Raw genomic sequence first — 17,153 nt, forward strand, 5'->3', positions numbered from 1 at the left:
ATGCTCGACAATCGTCAACCCGAGATCGACATCGCGGTGGTCGGCGCCGGCATCATCGGCGTCGCCTGCGCACTGCAACTGGCACGCCAGGGCCGGCGCGTGGTGGTCATCGACCAGCAGGAACCGGGGATGGGCGCCTCGTTCGGCAATGCCGGGCATTTGGCCACCGAACAGGTGTTCCCCATCGCCGACCTGTCGATCCTGATGCGCCTGCCCGCGATGCTCATGGACCCCATGGGGCCGCTGCGCCTGGACTGGAAATACCTGCCCCGCGCCCTGCCCTGGTTTGCTCGGCTATTGTTAAACCTGCGCCCGGCCGCCTACCAGCGCACGGTCGCAGGTATCCGTGCCCTCAACGAAAGCAGCCTGGGCGCCTGGCAGCGCTTGTTGGCGAACATCGACAGGCCCCAGTTGATGCGCGAGGACGGCTCGCTGCTGGTGTTCGAGCGTGCCGAATCGCGGCAAGCGATTGAGGGTTTGCAAGCGCGCATGACCCAGCAGAACGTGCCGGTGGACTGCTGGTCGGCCGACGCCGTGCAGCAGGCCGCACCGCAATTAAGCGAGCGGATCCAGGGGGGCTTGTTCTTTCCCCGCACCGGGCATTTCCTCGATCCGTATCGCGTGGTGTGCGAACTGGTCGAGGCCGCCAAGGCCAGCGGCGTGACCTTTCTCAAGCGCCAGGTCCGGGACGGCCAGCTTCAGGCCCAGGGCGTTGCACTGATCACCGACCAGGGCCGATTGGCCGCACGCCAGGTGGTGATCGCCTGCGGCGCACACTCGGCCAGGCTCACCCAGGCGCTGACCGGCAAAAAGGTGCCCCTGGACACCGAGCGCGGTTATCACCTGATGCTGCCCCATGAACAAGATCGCCTGCCCTTCGCCGTCACCTCACTGGAACGCAAGTTCATCATGACGCCCATGAGCGATGGGCTACGGCTGGCCGGCACCGTGGAATTCGCCGGCCTCGACCGCCCGCCAAACATGCAGCGCGCCTGGCAGTTGCACCGGCTCAGCCGCGGCCTGTTGCGTGACGAACTGAGCGCTGAGGACGCCACGCCGTGGATGGGCTTTCGGCCGTCGTTGCCGGACTCGCTGCCGATCATCGACCGGGTGTGCGACGGCAGAGTGTTGCTTGCTTTCGGGCATCAACATTTGGGGTTGACGCAAGCGGCCGTCACTGCCGAGCTGATCGCGCAGTGGGTATCGCCGATTTATGTGCCTCAGCCCCAGGGTTTACCCGTATTGGCGGCCTATCGGTTGGATCGGTTCTGATAGCCCCTTGCAGGAGCAATAGGAAAAAAACATAAAGCGATGAATTATTTAGTGTCCTCATGTATCTGACCCAATAGACCATGCCATTAAAACAATGGCATCGACACCGATCAGCAATAGAGTGACCTGTATGAAATCGCGCAAGAAAAGTGTCAGCCCTATCGGGTTGAAAGACATCACCATTGTCGACGACGCCAAGATGCGCAAGGCGATCACCGCCGCGGCGCTGGGCAATGCCATGGAGTGGTTCGACTTCGGCGTGTATGGCTTTGTCGCCTTCGTACTGGGCAAGGTGTTCTTTCCCGGCGCCGACCCTGGCGTACAGATGATCGCGGCGCTGGCGACCTTTTCCGTGCCGTTCCTGATCCGCCCCCTGGGGGGGCTGTTCTTCGGTGCGTTGGGGGATAAATACGGGCGGCAAAAAGTCCTCGCGGCCACCATCGTGATCATGTCCCTCAGTACCTTTGCCATCGGCCTGATCCCGTCCTATGCCTCGATAGGCATCTGGGCGCCGATCCTGTTGCTGTTGGCCAAAATGGCCCAGGGTTTCTCGGTGGGCGGGGAATATACCGGTGCCTCGATCTTCGTCGCCGAATACGCACCCGACCGCAAGCGCGGCTTTCTCGGCAGCTGGCTGGACTTCGGCTCCATTGCCGGTTTTGTACTCGGCGCCGGCGTGGTAGTCGGGATCTCGTCGGTACTGGGTGAAGAACAGTTCCTGGAATGGGGCTGGCGCCTGCCGTTTTTCCTCGCCCTGCCCTTGGGCATGATCGGCCTGTACCTGCGCCACGCCCTGGAGGAAACCCCGGCCTTCCAGCAGCACGTCGAGAAGCTCGAACAAGGTGACCGCGAAGGCCTGGCACGCGGCCCGCGCGTGTCGTTCAAGGAAATCGCCACCCAACACTGGCGCAGCCTGATGACTTGTGTCGGCGTGGTGGCGGTGACCAACGTCACCTACTACATGCTGCTCACCTACATGCCCAGCTACCTGACACACAACCTGCACTACAGCGAAAACCATGGCGTGCTGATCATCATCGCGATCATGGTGGGCATGCTGTTCGTGCAGCCCTTGATCGGCTTTATCAGCGACAAGGTTGGACGCCGGCCCTTTATCATCGCTGGCAGCATCGGCCTGCTGGCCCTGGCGATTCCGGCCTTTATGCTGATCAACAGCGGCAAGCTGGGGCTGATCTTTGCAGGCTTGCTGATACTGGCAGTGGTGCTGAACTTCTTTATCGGCGTGATGGCGTCTACCCTGCCGGCGATGTTCCCCACCCATATCCGCTATAGCGCCCTGGCCAGTGCATTCAACATCTCGGTGCTGATCGCCGGCCTGACACCGACTGCCGTGGCCTGGCTGGTGGAAAGCACCAACGACCTGTATATGCCCGCCTACTACCTGATGGTCATTGCCGTGGTGGGCCTGGTCACCGGCCTGACCATGAAGGAAACCGCCAACAAACCCCTGCGCGGCGCGGCGCCGGCGGCGTCGGATATTGAAGAAGCTCGGGAGCTGTTGCAGGAACACCACGACAATATCGAACAGAAAATCGAAGACCTCGACGAGCAGATCGCCGAGCTGGAGGCCAAGCGCAAGAACCTGGCGCAACAGCATCCGCGGATTGACTGACTGATCCCACGGGGGATCTCATAGGGACAGAGAACTGTGGTCCCACCACAAATCCAATGTGGGAGCTGGCTTGCCTGCGATGTCGGCGGGTCAGCCACCCACTATAGTGACTGGTACACCGTCATCGCGGGCAAGCCCGCTCCCACAGGGGACCTCATTGGGGCAGAGAATTGTGGTCCCACCACCCCTACAAGTCTAACCATACAAGCTGGCTTGCTGAACTGGACTGCCCTATGAGAAAAACCCGGCGCGTGGGGCCATTTTCTTGAGCAGACGGTGCGTTACTCCCCTGCGGGGTAGGGCTCGCCGCGGCGTCCTTTCAGCGGCCATTGTTACGGCACAGCCCCATGACTTTATATTCGATGGTGTTGAGCTTGCCGCTCGAATCTTCGTAGGTCATCCGCGACGGTACGATGTCACAGGAGCGGATCGGCGGGGTCACGCTGACCACCTTGGCGATGTCCAGTTTCATCCCGTAGCGATAGTCCTGGACCACTGGCCGGTCCTTGCCATGTTTTAACGCGTAAGCCTCCATGGCTTTCTGGTTATCGCTCATCAACGCCTCAAATGCACGATCACTGCCTCCCGTGGCGAGCACGACCGTAGACAATGACAACGCCAATGCAGCAATACTCAGTTTCAACAGGTTCATCGGGTTTACCTCTCAAGTCACTCATTCCAGGCTTGAGATTAACGAACCGACCCTGTCAGCAAGGTAGCTTGATGATTACCTTTCTGTTATCCGCAACCAAACAGTGCCTGCAACGGCAACAAGCATCACCGACTAAGCGCCGACGCGGCCAGTTGTGCTACCCCGAGGGTGACTCCAGGCTCATCACCGTTCAGGTAAGGCTCAAACAGCGCCATCACTGGGCCCGGAACCTCAGAAAGCTCATGGCAAACAGCCAACCACTGAGCATGGACAGGTAGATAGAGGTGTACGAAGCAACGGTGTAGTCCAATAAGAAGTTGAGCGCGGTCAACGCAATGGCGGCGCACAGGAATTGCGTGGGGGTAAACCGGCTCAGAAAGCGTTCCATTGCGGCATTCAAGGTGCTCAGGTACTTCATTGGTTTATCCCTGGATAATGGTGACGGTATCCGCTCACTTGCGCCCGACGATCCTGAAAAACACCAGAATAATGCTGCACAGAGCTGATGAGAATCAACCGCAGAAATGCCATAGTCGCCCGTACAGCAAATGGAGTTGGCCCCCAATGAAGCAATACATCCTCTACCCCCTCTTGGCGCTGCTCGCAGGATGCAGCAGCGGGCCGTATCTGCATCCGCAATCGGCAGTGGGCACCCATGCGTTACTCGAACGTACCTGCCCCGGCCCGAAAGCCGCAATGAGCTACGCCCCGCTCTCGGAAGAACTCGATTGGGTGCACGTATTGGTCTATGTAGCACCGCCCGGAACATCCAGCTGGCCAGGCAACCTGCGTTCAACCGACACCGAACTGCGCCTGTTTGGCCGGCTTTACATCCCCCCACGCCTGCGCAACCTGGACACCCCGGATCAACGCCGGGCGGCTTACAAACAAACTGACCCGCCGCTGTGGGTCAGCGCCGATTCGCCGTTGGTCACTGTTACGCTGGCGACAGGCGAGACCTATCAAGTCAGTATCGAACAACTGAAAACCGGCTTTGACCCAAAGAAGCAATCCAGCAGCAGCCGCAAGGGCACGGCCCTGGGCAAGGGCGATATGGATGACTTCACCCTCACCTTCCCGGCTATATTTGTGAACGGTGAAAAAGTGCCGATGGCGCCGATTCACTTCAAGAAACGGGAAGAGCGCTATGCACCGGTATTTAACTGTTGAGTGAAAAAATTCAGGACCTGCGTCCGACAATGCAGGCAAGGAGCAGAGCAGTGATCAGCATTCGGGAAGCAACCATAGAAGACATCCCCCTCCTTCAGGAACTCGGCATGAAGACATACCGAGAGCATTTCTCTGAAATCTGGACCGCTGCGGGCATGCAGAACTTCCTGAACGAAGACTTCTCGACCCACGAAATGCAGAAATCCATCGAGTCGCCTGCCCATCACTGCTGGCTCATCGCATTTGACGAAACCAACCACGCCGTAGGCTTTTCAAAGGTCAACTGGTCCAAACCTATGCCTCTGCCTGGTCAGGCTGGCAGTGAGCTGCAGAAAATTTACTTCCTCAAGTCACAGGCGGGCAAAGGCTACGGAAAGCAACTCTTGCAGCTTATCCACCAGTACGCAAAAGACCGTAAGGAAGGCTCTATCTGGTTGGATGTGCTGAAGTCCAATACCAGCGCACAGCGCTTTTATGAAAACTGCGGATTTGAGGCACTCGGCGAAATTCCGTTCAGTACCGACAAGGCCGACATCGGGATGGTTGTAATGCGCTGCGATCTTTCCCGGTAGACAAGGGTCACGCTTCTCATACCCGCAACGCGTTACATCACCCAAGGAATGGCAATGACCTTCGACTGGCACTCCGGCCCCATCACCCGCACCACCCCACTGGACAAGCACTACAGGAATACGCAGAAGGTGCGCCAGTTCCTGATCGGCGAGTGCGGGGAGTCATTCAAGTTCGATCGGGCGTTCATGGCCTGGATCAAGAGTGGCGAGCCCTTGACCATGGGGGACGTGGCGGATCAGTGGAATCGGACTCGGTCATCCTTGCCTCAGGCACACCGACGCGGGAAAGAGTTGGATCAGTAACCAGCCCGCGACAAACAACCCGGCGCCAAACGTGAGGTGGGCAAGCAGGCTTCGGCGCCTGGCTCGGTTCGGTGTCGGCGTCTTGGCGGCGGCGAAGCCGAAACCAAAGGCGGGCTGCATGATGCAGAACGGTGCAAGCACGCTGGTCAAGCCCGTCAGCAACGCGGGCATCAGCGAGGGGCTGCAGAGCCAGGCCTGCCCTTGGAATGCCAGAAGCACCATCGCGAAAACGCTGCCGGTGACGTAATGGAACCCCCAGCCAATCAGGCTTTCATGCCAGGTAGGGTGCGCAGCCACAATCGAGGCGTGGCGAAACTGTCCTTTGGGCATGTGGCCCAGCCAACGGCCGACAAGCCTGTAGTCCAGCGATGCGCTGCCAAATACCCGTGCTTGAATCAACGCTGACAGGTCCATGATCAACGTGGCCCCCAGCCCAACCAGCACCATACGCAGTACCATCTCAGCGGTTTCCATGTTATTTCCTCTTGCCTTTGGCCGGTTTTGATCCCGGCAGTCTGCAAGTTCAAGTCGACTTGAGGTCAAGCATGAAAGAAATGGATATCGGTGAAGTGGCACGCCGCTGCGGCCTACCGTCTTCGACCCTGCGGTACTACGAGGAAAAAGGCCTTATCCGCTCCATAGGTCGCCGTGGCCTGAGCCGGGTATTTGCTGCGGATGTACTTGAACGTCTGTCATTGATCACCCTCGGCCAGTCTGCGGCGTTTTCCCTGGACGATATCGCCACCATGCTGGACGCGGATGGCCAACCGGCCATTGACCACCAGCGGCTGGCCGAAAAGGCTGATGAGCTGGACCGTACGATCCAGCAGCTCAGCGCCATACGTGATGGACTGCGGCGTGCTGCGGCCTGCCCTGCGGCGCGGCATATCGAGTGCGCGAACTTTCAAAAAATCCTGAGCGCTGTGAAGACGGGCAGCGTGAGGAGAAATCCCAGCAACAGGTCTCAATCACACCTCAAGACCGCCAAGATCAAAGGGGGTCGAACCCCCTGAGGCGTGTCCACCAAGGTGCCCGACCAGCGGCACCCCGTTTCGCCAGTTGATGCCGCACTATATTTGGCATGCCTTTACGACCGACGCCCCCAGCCCTGCCCTTCGAATACCCTGCCCACCTTCGCGCCCAGGCCGAAGCCGCACCGCGTGCACCCGGCGTGTATTTTTTCTACGCGCAAGGCGATTCGATGCCGCTGTATATCGGTAAAAGTGTCGATATCCGCAGCCGTCTGCTGGCACACCTGCGCACTCCCGAAGAAGCCCGCATGCTGCGTCAGGCACAGCGGATCGAGTACCAGCAGACCGCTGGGGAAATCGGTGCACTGTTGCTGGAGTCGCGCCTGATCAAAGAGCTGCAGCCCCTGAAGAACAAGCGCCTGCGCAGGCAGCGACGCCTGTGTTCGCTGCGCATGCACCAAGACAAACTCGAGATCATCGACACCACCGCGCTAGCTGAGGGGCCACAGTTGTACGGACTGTTCCGCAGCCGGCGCATGGCAATCGAAGCGTTGATGCTGCTCGCCGACGAGCATCGCCTCTGTCATAGCTTGTTGGGTATAGAGCCAGCCAACACAAAGGGCTGTTTCCGCGCGCAGATCCGTAAATGCGCCGGGGCATGCCGGGGCGACGAAACCCATGCAGCCCATACCGAACGTTTGCTGCAGGCATTGGCGCACTGGGCCGTCCACCGCTGGCCATACCCCGCGGCCATTGCGCTGCACGAACGCCATGGCCAGATGGAGCAATACCACGTCGTGGACAACTGGCGGTACATCGGGACTTATGCCTCGGAGGCCGAAGCCCGATTGGCGCCGACCCTCCCGCCGCAGTCCTTCGATGCTGACAGCTACAAAATTCTTGTCCGTCCGGTGCTGTTCGAGAGCGCCCGTGTGGTGGTGCTGTCGTAGGTGGCGCCTTGCAGAGCCCGTGCGCCAGGAACCTTTTTCATAATCGGGAATCAGTGCTGCATGTTTTCATACCAACAACTCAGCGAATTCCCGATGATTCTCAGAAGATCCCTGCTCTGTATCGCCTTGGTGGCCGCCGGCTTTCTTGCCGGGTACGCCGCAAAACCCAATGACGGGCTGCAAGTGACCGCTGGCCAACTCATAGAGTGTGGCCAGGTGACCATTCCTACTCTGGGCATGTGAGCCATGTTAGGGGGACGGATTTATTTAATTAAACCAATAAAGCATCAGAGAAGCGGTCAGGCACAAAAAACCTCTCTCACAATAAAAACAAAGAAAAAGTCAGCATTGATCCCCTGGCGGAGGAACTCGCACAGAAGGGCTAATAGCTGATTGCCCTTATCCGATGGCCTGATTTAATGATTGTGGCTCCACATACCTGCTGGCTAGCTGATACCCTTTCGGCTCAATGTGCGGCAAGACAAGGACGTGACCACAATGAACAGGGAGATCATCCTGATGCGCCATGGCCAGCCGAACCTGACCATGCTCGGCAAGGTTTCGTTATTCGAAATGAAACACTGGATCGAACACTACAACTTATCTGAAATCACCCGCCAGCCCGCCCCGCAGGCGAGCATGCAACTGGCGGCAACCGCTCGAGTAATCGTATCGAGTAGTGCCCCTCGAGCGCTTTCCTCCGTACGGGCGTTGTGTCTTCAGCCTACAGTGGTAGACCCGGTGTTCTGTGAGGCACAACTGCCCCATGGCCGCTGGAGACTGCCGAAGCTCTCTGGGTTTACGTGGGCGTTTATCCTGCGTATTTCCTGGTTGTGCGGTTTCTCGGGAACGGTCGAATCAGCCCGCCAGGCCAGGCTACGGGCCGGCAAGGCAGCGCGACAACTTCAAGACCTTTCCAGCGCAGGGCCAGTCCTGTTGCTCGGTCATGGATTTATGAATCGAATGATCGGCAAGCAGCTCGAGGCTAACGGCTGGACTCGCCAGATTCGTAACGGAAACCGCTACTGGAGCACAGTGGTCTATCAGATGAATCAGCAGTAAGGCGCGTCGAGATAACAACACGCGCGCTTCGTAGAGGCTGGTTTTTACGGATCATCTAACAGGCTCCAGGGATTGCAGCCTAGCTGCTCCCCCAGGAGCTGGATGACCAGCTGGCATGACCTGCAGTAGGCAGTCTATCGAATCAACGGAAGTCGAAAAGTTCGAAGTGAAGATTAGCTTTCGGAATTCGATGGAGATCCATTAGTTCATACACCTTGCTTAGTAGTCCTTTGGGGCCGCAAAAACTGACATGAATTTGGTCCGGTTTGGTTTGAGCCACCGCGTCACTCAAGGTTTCAGCCAACTGCTCAGTCCCCCCCGTATTACGAACAAATTGCGCACCACGCATGGTGGCCATACTTTCCAACTCTTCGGACGGCGGGAAGGCGCGCGAGGGGGTGAAACAATAGACCAGCGTTGCCTTTTCGAAGTCTTTGGCATTCGGATCTTGCAACCAGGAAATAAAAGGCGAAATTCCCACACCCGCGCCGATCCAGATTTCCCGCTCGGCGTGAGAGGCCCGTTTAAATCTCCCATAAGGGGCGTAGACAGTGGCAAGCATTCCGGCTTTCGCGCACTCGCAGAGCTTTTTGGTGTAATCCCCAAGCCCTCTGATAATGAACTCAATTTGCCCATTCGGACCGTTGGCGCTAGCGATCGTGAAAGGGTGAGGCTCACGCAACCCTTTTTGCTGCATGGCCAGAAACGCAAACTGCCCGGCACTGAAGTCAAATCCTTTATGGATGGGCTCCAGCGTCAAATGCAGCGCCCTGTTGCCCCTATTGACGGTTTTCACCCTGTACTCGCCAGCACGGGCAAAAAAGGGGTAAAGAACCAGTTTGTAAAGGGCTGCCAGCACACCCAACCCGCAGGACAGCGCCAACCAGAGACCTGAAGGGCTGAACAAGGTGATCGGCGACTTGAAGCTTAACCAATGTAAAATCACGACCAGAAACAATGGCCCGGAGAGCTTGTGCCACCACCGCCACAGGCTGTAAGGAATATTGCGATTCAACGCAAGAAGTACGATCAGACCTAGTGCTACATAGCTCAACTGGCGCACTAGCCGCGTCCAGTATTTTGGCAATTCCAGAATAGGGACGCTGTTCCAGACATCCAGATTTGCCTTGAATACAAAGTGATACGTGGCGAATACAAGCGCCCAGATACCTAGCCACTTGTGTGACTCATAGACCCGGTCCAAGCCGCCGAATAGATTCTCAACTACCCTCCAGCGACTGGCCAACAGGCAGGAAACCGCCATATAAACCAGTGCGCAAGCTCCAAGTATCAGGCTGAGAGTTGCCGAAGTGAGCCAGGTATCAACAGGTATTTCAATCAGCAGCGTTAGTGTCGTAATCACTAAGATACCGAGTATGCAGTGCCAGCTCTTCACCGTGAACGCTCCCGTTATGAATATGGTGTCGTAGGCTGAACCTCATCCTCCCTGAAGCCGTCAGCGGCCTGATACGTTAGCAGGCTACTGAAATAGGGAGATGACCCAGGTCATATCTAGAGAGAACATGCGAATGAACCCAGCCGTGCACGAATTCGCTCGCCACAGAGTTCTTCGGGAGCGGGGTTTCTGTGGGTCGTCCAGTGTAGGGCTCCACCGGCAACAATCTCTGGATCCGCCTTATCGTAGCTAGGCTGCCTGAACGAGCTTGGCGCACTGGTCGAGCGAGTGGAAACTGTATCGATGGAGAGCAACTGCTGCTCCGTGCGAACACCAACCAAGGAGGCGATAGTGATCGAATCAAGGAGCACCCCCCTATGGTGCCAGTCGTTTACCGTGGGCCTGGGGCTGCTTTCACGAGCAGACTTGCTGGCAATGATCGCCAAGCCCCTTGTACTCAGTACGCTGAAGACGCAGGGCATCATCGCGCTGCCGATTCAGGAAAGCATGCCTAGCGTTTCGGGGGTGCTGATCACCCGCAAGGGCGAAGTACTCACACGCAGTGCGCAACAGTTCTTCGATTGCATGGAAATAGCCACCAGAAAATATCTGGCCAATGCTCCCGATTGCTTTCTACCGAATGTGGCTAAAGATGATCGCCGTGCGGTACACAGATGACAGTGTGCCGGGTTTGAGCTTTCACCATGCCTTGGAAGCTCGACCCCTTCAGTTAACCTTGACTCTACACCCAGAGAAAACACGTCTGCTGTGGTTTGGCTGGTTCGCAGTCAGCTTTAAAGTTAGAGTTCGTATTTAGCCCCTATCTGCCCTCTCCAAAGGGCAGCTAAGGGTCGAGAGCGGACACTCATGACCTTGGGATGGGGCCCCAATCGCCAACTGCTAGGCTGCTCACTCCACCAGAGGAACGCCGATGCCCAACTCAGACCTACTCCCTTCCCTGCTCTCAAAACTCTACGAAAACCAGCTCGCCCTCGAAGCCTCGATCATGGAGCTGACAAACTGGGTAGAGCAGCGAGGATCAGTTGATATAGCCGATAACGTTCGCGGTGCTCTACCTACCATCGACGAGAACGAAGAGTTCATCAAACTGCCCCTCGCAGTGCTCATGGCGCCGGAGTGATCGCTACCTGCAGGCGACTGACCAGGGCTGGTCCAGCTTGTGGTGTACCTCTGGCTCATCATCCCCCAGACAGGACAATCCTACCGTTCGTCTATCTCTTCCCAGCTTCGACCCGCCAGCTTTGACAGTTAAGTATTCGGTTCTATAGTTCAGCGAGATTATTGAACGACCCAAGACGCAGTGTAAATGGAGTAATACTGGCAAAGTTTGGATGGTTTAAACATGCGACGGAACTGACTAGTCACCCCGCTGTAGATTCTCCACCATAAGCCAAACGCCTATTAAAAGGAGCAAGAATATGTCTTCCGCAATAAAATTCGCCTCAATTAAAGTACCATTATCCTTGGCTGCCATTTTGACCTCCTACTCACACAACAACCTCTAAGCAAGCAGACGCCTTCTGCGGCTTCAGGAATATCTTTATTGGCTATAAACCACCTGAAACACATTTAACAAGCTTACAAATAAAATCTGACTTACGCTCATACATTTAAAATACCGCCATCAAAACCAGAAGCATACGTCTACAAAATGCAACTCTTCAGGCAGCACGATAGTTTTTATTTTACCTGAGAAAAATGATAGATACTGTCATGAGAGCAAATGGATTGCAGCACCAACATTAAACAGTATCTCCAGGGAGGAGGAACCTATAATGACTTCGTAGACATTAGAATTTCTTGCAGCACTCAATAGAAAACAACAGCAATTCACTCTAATGCAATTGGAGATTTTTATCATGGGCGCAGCTGAAAAATTTTACCTAACCATTATTAATGATTCCAAAACCAAAACCCTTGTATATAAAGACATAAACTTTGACTGGGGAAGAGTAGAATCGGGTCCTGTAGCTCAAGTCCCGCCAAAAACAACAATTCAAGTCTTAGTCGCTCAAGGCAGGGATAACACATCCTCTGGCACGGAAGGTTCTATTAGTTATTCCATCTATGGCCAAAATGACAGATGGGTAAAAGTCGCGTGGAATGTACCTTGGGCATCAGGAGAGGAAAATACGTGCGTCCCCAGCACAAGCGATGATAATCAGCAAGACAACCCAGATGGGAATATTGTTTGGCAACCACAAACACCTACAGCCGACGGCGGCACAACTTTATCAGTAGTAATGAAATTCGGGTATGAAATAGAAGAGTAATGATTGTGAACAGTTATCAATGGATTATAGCCCTCTAACAAATGCAGAGATCAACTTTGCTGGGTTTCCAGAGATAGATTGTCGTTTGGTGGCCAGCATGGATGTTGACGCACCTAGGTTGGCCGCTTTTTTTTACTTTGTCGCTGACACTTCTTTTACATAGGCCTGGCACGCCGCCAAAGCGATCAACCCTTGATCTCCATCACCCGTTATTCCGATAATTCTTTGAGCATGCGCTGAGTCAAGTTGGGCTCTACGGGCTACATGAACCACGCCGACGGCGCCGGAGGTGGCAGGCACACCGCAGCCACTGGCTGGATCCGTGGCGTCGAGAAGGACTGACAGCCGCACATCAGCAGTAACACAGCAGAGCCTGGTTGCGTTGAGCATCGGAAAGTTCTCGGGTGTATTGTTGATCGGAGGTGGCCAGCGCCCTCTCCAGGGCCAGGCGCCTCCCCTGCTCTTCGCTCACCAGCTTGGCGGCCGCCGCGCTGACGGCGTCCAGTTCGCCCTGGTGCAGGCCGGCCATGGCCGTTCTCAATACACCCTGATTGATCGCACGGGTATCTACAGCCCGCCGCCCAAAACGCACAACCTGCAAACCTGGATGACGCGAAGGCGCTTACGCGCCGCTGGCTGCCCTTTTACATCGATTTAACCGATACCACCTCCACACCCTGAACAACTGAAGTTTTCAAAACGACCGCATCTTAACCCCCCCCGCGATTGACAACAGACACTTACGGTTACTGCGTAGTGGCGAGCGCGTCAATACTTTGTCGCGGAAGTTCGACTTCGCCAATAAATAATGTTTGCGAAGTAAATTAAAATCTGTTTACTGTACGACAAGCGCCTTTACTGCCGCGAATAAGAACAGTTTTCTGGCGCCAATAATATTTTCAAGGAGGAAAATAATGGACCCCTTTCTCGGTGAAATTCGCTTGTTCCCTTGGGGCTGGGCGCCTTCCGGTTGGCTGGCCTGCGAGGGTCAGACTCTGCCCTTCAACAGCAATGTCGCCTTGGCCTCCTTGCTCGGCAATCGCTATGGCGGCGATGGCAAGACTACCTTCGGTTTGCCGGACCTGCGTGGCCGTGCGGCCCTGGGTCAGAATCTGGTGCCATCCATCGCCCCGAATCCGGTAATTGCCATGCATACCTTGGGCAGTTCCGGCGGCACCGAAAAAGTCGCCCTTGGCGCCAGCAGCCTGGCCACTCACACCCATGGCACACACGTTTCCGGCACTGCCGGCACCTTGACGACCCCCGCCAGCGGCATTCCGGCTGTCAGCTCGACCTCCACCGGTGCCCTGTCGAAACCGACCTACATCACTGCCGTCGGGTCGTCCTTGACCACCTTGAACAGCGCCACCGTTGCACCCACCACAGGGACCCCGGTGGCGAATGTGCAGCCCTCGATTGTCGGGTGCTTCTGTATCGCCACGAACGGCATCTATCCGCCGCGCCCGTAGCCGCACTGTTTACAGACCCTCAAGTAAGGAAACTGAAATGTCTGAAGCTTACCTCGGAGAAATCCGCATGTTTGCCGGCAACTATGCGCCAGAAGATTGGGCGCTTTGCGATGGTTCACTCGTGTCCGTCAACGCCTATCAAGCCCTGTTTTCAGTTTTGGGCACCGTGTATGGCGGCAACGGCGTGATCGACTTCGGCCTCCCGGACTACCGCGGTCGCCTACCGATCGGGCAAGGCATCGGCCCCGGCCTCACCCCAAGAGTGCTGGGCCAGGCCACAGGCGTCGAAACGGTGTCCCTGACATCAGCAAATACACCCGCCCACACCCATGCATTTGTGGTCAGCAGCACCCTCGCCACCTCCACGACCCCGGCGCCCCCAGCACCTGCGGCACCGTCCAGCCAGACCTTCGGCCAATTTCCCGGTGCCGGGGTGATCAAGGGTCTGTATAGCGCAGGCACCAACACCGCGCCCTCGGTCCAGCTCGATCCAAGCTTTCTCGACCCGGCTGGCGGCGTGGCAGCGAGCACGCCCCACAGCAACATGATGGGCTCGCTGGCGATCAACTACATCATATGCCTGGCGGGCATCTACCCGACTCGGCCGTAAGCCTCTTTTTTCAAGGAACGACCGCTCATGGATGCTTTCACCGGTGAAATCCGCCTGCTGCCTTTTAACTTCGCACCGCAAGACTGGGCTTACTGCGACGGTTCGGTTCTAACGATCCAGCAATACCCCGCGCTGTTTTCGGTCATCGGCTATGCCTACGGCGGCAGCGTAGGGCAGAACTTCAAGCTGCCCAACCTCAATGGCCGCGCGGCGATGGGCGCCGGCAATGGCACGGGGCTGCTGCCACGGCCGATTGGCACCGCGGTAGGTGCCGACCAGGTGATGCTGCTACCGGCCAACATCCCCAGCCACACCCATGCTGTAAACGCCAAGAGCGGCACCGATAGCGCGGCCGCCGTGGATACGCCCGATGGGTCTGCCTATCTGTCGCAACCGCGCAACGTGCGCGTCTACAACAACGTTGCACCCGCCTCAGGCGATCCGACCCTGGCGGCCGGCACCATCGGTTCGGCCGGGCAAATGACGCCTGGCAGCAGTACGACGCGCAGCACCTTGCAGCCGTTCCTGACATTGGCCTACTGCATCTGCCTCAACGGCGAATACCCCGTGAGGCCGTGATGAGCGTCTCCAGCACCCCACCCCAGTCGCTGCGGCTCTATCCCAGCGACCTCGTTCTGCGTGCGCAGACCACCGCTGATCTGGACTTTCTCCAGGATCTTTTCGTGACCCGTCGCTGGGCCGAAGTCAGCGCGGTGCCGGGCTGGAGCGACGCGCAACGCCGGGCGTTCCTGCACTCCCAAGCGCAATTGCAGCGCCAGCACTATGAAAAGCACTACCCCAGCGCGGATTTTCAGATCGTCGAATATGCTGGTGCGCCCATTGGCCGCCTGTGCGTGGACCGAAGCGCACGCGAGTTGCGCGTCGTCGATATCGCCTTGCTGCCGGCATGGCACGGCCAGGGCATAGGCAGCGAGCTGTTGCAGTCGCTTTTGAGCCAGGCCGATGCCCAGCGCCAAGTCTGCAGCCTGAGTGTCGAGCAAGGCAGTCGGGCCCGCAGGCTGTATGAGCGACTCGGCTTCGAGCCCTGCGGAGAAACCAGCATCCACACCCAGATGCGCCGCCCTGCACGGGCACACCAGGAGTAGCCGACCAGGATCGCCAGCGATACGAATACTCGAACACGCTGTTTTACCGGCAGTGAAAGCAACATGATTTTTCCCGGCTAGCGGCCGTGCTGCTGGCCGGCTATATCTGTGCCTGTCTGACAATTAATGACACTTGAGCTGGACACGAACCTCACACGGGTCGTACGGCAGGAAGCCTAAACATGATAACAATGCTCACCACCCGCAGTGCCCGGTTGGCACGCCGACTGGCATCAGTCTTCCTGCTGCTCCTGACTTTGCCCCTGGCCCTCCAGGCCCAGGCCGCCCCGACCATTACCAGCCCGGCATCGGGCTCCACCCTGCCGTCGGTAGCCGTGGGTCAGTCCATGAGTATCACCATCACCTCCTCCGGGGGCGCAATGCCGCTGGACCAGTGGGCAGAGTGCGACGTCGACGACCCGGACTACGATGGCGTTACCCCCTGCCTACCTCCGGGGCTGATCCTCGACGCCTCGCCCAACAGTTCATCGACCATCCTGCATGGCGCACCGACCACTGCTGGCACCTATACCTTCAGCATTTCTCTGAATGACGGCCTCAACCAGGCCGGGGTCGCCACCTATACACTGGTAGTCACCAGTTCCGCGCCCCCGACCCTGACCTCGGTAGCCCCAAGCAGCGGCAGCACCGCAGGCGCCACCTCCGTCACCCTTACCGGCACCAACTTTACCGGCGCCACGGCGGTGACATTTGGCGGAACAGCAGCCACTGGTTTCACCGTCAACAACGCCACCACCATCACCGCCACCACCCCGGCCCACGCCGCAGGCGCAGTGAATGTGACGGTCACCACCGCAGGCGGCAGCGCGACCCGGACCAATAGCTATACCTACACCGTGCCCGCGCCCACCGTCGGCCCGGTCAGCGCTACGGTAGCCGCCAACAGCAGCGCCAACCCGCTCACCCTCAGCCTCAGCGGCGGCGCCGCCACCAGCGTCGCCGTCGCCAGCGCGGCCAGCCATGGCACCGCCACCGCCAGCGGCACCAGCATCACTTACACCCCAACCGCCGGTTACTCCGGTTCGGACAGCTTCACCTACACTGCCACCAACGCCAGCGGTACCTCCAGCCCGGCCACAGTGACCATTACCGTCAGCCCGCCAACGATTACCGTCGGCCCGACCACGCTATCTAGCGGCACGGTGAGTACGGCCTACAGCCAGACCATCACGGCCAGCGGCGGGACTGCGCCCTACACTTATGCCATCACCAGCGGCAGCGTACCCACAGGCTTGAGCCTGAGTGCAAGCGGCACCCTCAGCGGCACACCCTCAGCCACTGGCACCTTCAACTTCACCGTTACCGCGACCGACGCCAACAGCGCGACCGGAGCACGTGCGTACTCCATGACCATCAGCGCCGCCTCGCCGATTGCCGGCGCCCTCAGTGCCACGGTCGCCGCCAACAGCAGTGCCAACCCGATCACCCTCAACCTCAGCGGCGGCGCCGCCACCAGCGTCGCCGTCGCCAGCGCGGCCAGCCATGGCACCGCCACCGCCAGCGGCACCAGCATCACTTACACCCCAACCGCCGGTTACTCCGGTTCGGACAGCTTCACCTACACTGCCACCAACGCCAGCGGTACCTCCAGCCCGGCCACAGTGACCATTACCGTCAGCCCGCCAACGATTACCGTCGGCCCGACCACGCTATCTAGCGGCACGGTGAGTAC

21 protein-coding genes and 1 pseudogene are annotated in these 17,153 nt (G+C 58.0%); 17 read left to right on the top strand and 5 right to left on the bottom strand.

Features of this window, described 5'->3' with window-relative positions; all coding sequences use genetic code 11:
- Both HBO24_RS03245 and proP read left to right on the top strand, forming a co-directional pair.
- Complete coding sequence (locus HBO24_RS03245; protein WP_170059296.1) at positions 1–1,272, top strand: FAD-dependent oxidoreductase; 1,272 nt, start codon at positions 1–3, stop codon at positions 1,270–1,272.
- Positions 1,273–1,402: 130 nt separating this feature from the next.
- Positions 1,403–2,905: a glycine betaine/L-proline transporter ProP gene (proP, locus tag HBO24_RS03250; protein ID WP_169960912.1), complete on the top strand. Its 1,503-nt coding sequence runs from the start codon at positions 1,403–1,405 to the stop codon at positions 2,903–2,905.
- Between the two features lie 319 nt (positions 2,906–3,224).
- On the opposite strand, the gene HBO24_RS03255 is transcribed toward proP, so the two are convergent.
- Positions 3,225–3,557 carry a DUF2790 domain-containing protein gene (locus HBO24_RS03255; protein WP_057959910.1) on the bottom strand — a complete coding sequence of 111 codons (333 nt, stop codon included), beginning with the start codon at positions 3,555–3,557 and terminating at the stop codon, positions 3,225–3,227.
- 214 nt (positions 3,558–3,771) lie between these two features.
- Positions 3,772–3,975 (bottom strand): hypothetical protein, encoded by a 204-nt coding sequence (locus HBO24_RS03260; protein ID WP_057441010.1) that lies wholly within the window; start codon positions 3,973–3,975, stop codon positions 3,772–3,774.
- 146 nt (positions 3,976–4,121) lie between these two features.
- On the opposite strand from HBO24_RS03260, the gene HBO24_RS03265 reads away from it, so the two are divergent.
- The 3 genes from HBO24_RS03265 to HBO24_RS29370 are packed head-to-tail and all read left to right on the top strand — an operon-like array spanning position 4,122 to position 5,602.
- Positions 4,122–4,727: a hypothetical protein gene (locus HBO24_RS03265; protein ID WP_057441011.1), complete on the top strand. Its 606-nt coding sequence runs from the start codon at positions 4,122–4,124 to the stop codon at positions 4,725–4,727.
- 50 nt (positions 4,728–4,777) lie between these two features.
- Positions 4,778–5,299, top strand: coding sequence for a GNAT family N-acetyltransferase (locus HBO24_RS03270; protein WP_057441013.1), 522 nt, complete (start codon positions 4,778–4,780; stop codon positions 5,297–5,299).
- Positions 5,300–5,353: 54 nt separating this feature from the next.
- Positions 5,354–5,602, top strand: a complete 249-nt coding sequence (locus HBO24_RS29370) for a DUF6434 domain-containing protein (protein WP_057441015.1) — start codon at positions 5,354–5,356, stop codon at positions 5,600–5,602.
- Here HBO24_RS29370 and HBO24_RS03275 read toward each other — a convergent pair.
- Positions 5,555–6,076, bottom strand: coding sequence for a DUF2938 domain-containing protein (locus HBO24_RS03275; RefSeq protein ID WP_057441017.1), 522 nt, complete (start codon positions 6,074–6,076; stop codon positions 5,555–5,557). The genes HBO24_RS29370 and HBO24_RS03275 overlap by 48 nt on opposite strands.
- A 71-nt stretch (positions 6,077–6,147) precedes the next feature.
- On the opposite strand from HBO24_RS03275, the gene HBO24_RS03280 reads away from it, so the two are divergent.
- The 4 genes from HBO24_RS03280 to HBO24_RS03295 all read left to right on the top strand — a co-directional run bounded on the left by HBO24_RS03280 (position 6,148) and on the right by HBO24_RS03295 (position 8,585).
- On the top strand, positions 6,148–6,615 hold the full coding sequence (locus HBO24_RS03280) for a helix-turn-helix domain-containing protein (RefSeq protein ID WP_057441019.1): 468 nt from the start codon (positions 6,148–6,150) through the stop codon (positions 6,613–6,615).
- 68 nt (positions 6,616–6,683) lie between these two features.
- A complete protein-coding gene (locus HBO24_RS03285; protein WP_057441022.1) occupies positions 6,684–7,523 on the top strand; it encodes an endonuclease in 840 nt (279 codons plus the stop codon).
- Between the two features lie 60 nt (positions 7,524–7,583).
- Positions 7,584–7,766: a hypothetical protein gene (locus HBO24_RS03290; RefSeq protein WP_057441024.1), complete on the top strand. Its 183-nt coding sequence runs from the start codon at positions 7,584–7,586 to the stop codon at positions 7,764–7,766.
- Between the two features lie 255 nt (positions 7,767–8,021).
- Positions 8,022–8,585 carry a histidine phosphatase family protein gene (locus HBO24_RS03295; protein WP_057441027.1) on the top strand — a complete coding sequence of 188 codons (564 nt, stop codon included), beginning with the start codon at positions 8,022–8,024 and terminating at the stop codon, positions 8,583–8,585.
- A 142-nt stretch (positions 8,586–8,727) separates the two neighbouring features.
- On the opposite strand, the gene HBO24_RS03300 is transcribed toward HBO24_RS03295, so the two are convergent.
- Positions 8,728–9,981: a ferredoxin reductase family protein gene (locus HBO24_RS03300; protein ID WP_057441029.1), complete on the bottom strand. Its 1,254-nt coding sequence runs from the start codon at positions 9,979–9,981 to the stop codon at positions 8,728–8,730.
- A gap of 351 nt (positions 9,982–10,332) precedes the next feature.
- Here HBO24_RS03300 and HBO24_RS03305 point away from each other — a divergent pair, with 351 nt between their 5' ends.
- The 3 genes from HBO24_RS03305 (at position 10,333) to HBO24_RS03315 (ending at position 12,275) form a co-directional block, all read left to right on the top strand.
- On the top strand, positions 10,333–10,659 hold the full coding sequence (locus tag HBO24_RS03305; protein WP_170059297.1) for a hypothetical protein: 327 nt from the start codon (positions 10,333–10,335) through the stop codon (positions 10,657–10,659).
- A gap of 253 nt (positions 10,660–10,912) precedes the next feature.
- The gene (locus HBO24_RS03310) at positions 10,913–11,122 is read left to right on the top strand and encodes a hypothetical protein (RefSeq protein ID WP_170059298.1); all 210 of its coding nucleotides are present in this window, start codon (positions 10,913–10,915) and stop codon (positions 11,120–11,122) included.
- Between the two features lie 739 nt (positions 11,123–11,861).
- The gene (locus tag HBO24_RS03315) at positions 11,862–12,275 is read left to right on the top strand and encodes an aegerolysin family protein (RefSeq protein ID WP_170059299.1); all 414 of its coding nucleotides are present in this window, start codon (positions 11,862–11,864) and stop codon (positions 12,273–12,275) included.
- Between the two features lie 132 nt (positions 12,276–12,407).
- Here HBO24_RS03315 and HBO24_RS03320 read toward each other — a convergent pair.
- Positions 12,408–12,792: pseudogene (locus tag HBO24_RS03320) on the bottom strand (lysis system i-spanin subunit Rz); the annotation flags it as partial.
- A 397-nt stretch (positions 12,793–13,189) separates the two neighbouring features.
- Here HBO24_RS03320 and HBO24_RS03325 point away from each other — a divergent pair.
- The 5 genes from HBO24_RS03325 to HBO24_RS03345 all read left to right on the top strand — a co-directional run.
- Positions 13,190–13,744: a tail fiber protein gene (locus HBO24_RS03325; protein WP_170059300.1), complete on the top strand. Its 555-nt coding sequence runs from the start codon at positions 13,190–13,192 to the stop codon at positions 13,742–13,744.
- A 37-nt stretch (positions 13,745–13,781) separates the two neighbouring features.
- Positions 13,782–14,354 carry a tail fiber protein gene (locus tag HBO24_RS03330; RefSeq protein ID WP_170059301.1) on the top strand — a complete coding sequence of 191 codons (573 nt, stop codon included), beginning with the start codon at positions 13,782–13,784 and terminating at the stop codon, positions 14,352–14,354.
- Between the two features lie 27 nt (positions 14,355–14,381).
- Positions 14,382–14,933 (top strand): tail fiber protein, encoded by a 552-nt coding sequence (locus HBO24_RS03335; protein ID WP_170059302.1) that lies wholly within the window; start codon positions 14,382–14,384, stop codon positions 14,931–14,933.
- Positions 14,933–15,460, top strand: a complete 528-nt coding sequence (locus HBO24_RS03340; protein ID WP_170059303.1) for a GNAT family N-acetyltransferase — start codon at positions 14,933–14,935, stop codon at positions 15,458–15,460. Before HBO24_RS03335 ends, HBO24_RS03340 begins: the two co-directional genes overlap by 1 nt.
- A 182-nt stretch (positions 15,461–15,642) precedes the next feature.
- Positions 15,643–17,153, top strand: a 1,511-nt coding sequence (locus HBO24_RS03345) for an Ig-like domain-containing protein (protein ID WP_262381499.1), incomplete at its 3' end; no start/stop codon positions are given.

This window comes from Pseudomonas sp. WS 5410 (genome assembly GCF_012985645.1).
Taxonomy (GTDB): domain Bacteria; phylum Pseudomonadota; class Gammaproteobacteria; order Pseudomonadales; family Pseudomonadaceae; genus Aquipseudomonas; species Aquipseudomonas shahriarae.

Bases quoted from the DNA above. Each gene is read 5' to 3' on its own strand.
- HBO24_RS03245 (WP_170059296.1), top strand. From the start codon at position 1: ATGCTCGACAATCGTCAACCCGAGATCGACATCGCGGTGGTCGGCGCC.
- proP (WP_169960912.1), top strand. From the start codon at position 1,403: ATGAAATCGCGCAAGAAAAGTGTCAGCCCTATCGGGTTGAAAGACATC.
- HBO24_RS03255 (WP_057959910.1), bottom strand. From the start codon at position 3,557: ATGAACCTGTTGAAACTGAGTATTGCTGCATTGGCGTTGTCATTGTCT.
- HBO24_RS03260 (WP_057441010.1), bottom strand. From the start codon at position 3,975: ATGAAGTACCTGAGCACCTTGAATGCCGCAATGGAACGCTTTCTGAGC.
- HBO24_RS03265 (WP_057441011.1), top strand. From the start codon at position 4,122: ATGAAGCAATACATCCTCTACCCCCTCTTGGCGCTGCTCGCAGGATGC.
- HBO24_RS29370 (WP_057441015.1), top strand. From the start codon at position 5,354: ATGACCTTCGACTGGCACTCCGGCCCCATCACCCGCACCACCCCACTG.
- HBO24_RS03275 (WP_057441017.1), bottom strand. From the start codon at position 6,076: ATGGAAACCGCTGAGATGGTACTGCGTATGGTGCTGGTTGGGCTGGGG.
- HBO24_RS03280 (WP_057441019.1), top strand. From the start codon at position 6,148: ATGAAAGAAATGGATATCGGTGAAGTGGCACGCCGCTGCGGCCTACCG.
- HBO24_RS03285 (WP_057441022.1), top strand. From the start codon at position 6,684: ATGCCTTTACGACCGACGCCCCCAGCCCTGCCCTTCGAATACCCTGCC.
- HBO24_RS03290 (WP_057441024.1), top strand. From the start codon at position 7,584: ATGTTTTCATACCAACAACTCAGCGAATTCCCGATGATTCTCAGAAGA.
- HBO24_RS03295 (WP_057441027.1), top strand. From the start codon at position 8,022: ATGAACAGGGAGATCATCCTGATGCGCCATGGCCAGCCGAACCTGACC.
- HBO24_RS03310 (WP_170059298.1), top strand. From the start codon at position 10,913: ATGCCCAACTCAGACCTACTCCCTTCCCTGCTCTCAAAACTCTACGAA.
- HBO24_RS03315 (WP_170059299.1), top strand. From the start codon at position 11,862: ATGGGCGCAGCTGAAAAATTTTACCTAACCATTATTAATGATTCCAAA.
- HBO24_RS03325 (WP_170059300.1), top strand. From the start codon at position 13,190: ATGGACCCCTTTCTCGGTGAAATTCGCTTGTTCCCTTGGGGCTGGGCG.
- HBO24_RS03330 (WP_170059301.1), top strand. From the start codon at position 13,782: ATGTCTGAAGCTTACCTCGGAGAAATCCGCATGTTTGCCGGCAACTAT.
- HBO24_RS03335 (WP_170059302.1), top strand. From the start codon at position 14,382: ATGGATGCTTTCACCGGTGAAATCCGCCTGCTGCCTTTTAACTTCGCA.
- HBO24_RS03340 (WP_170059303.1), top strand. From the start codon at position 14,933: ATGAGCGTCTCCAGCACCCCACCCCAGTCGCTGCGGCTCTATCCCAGC.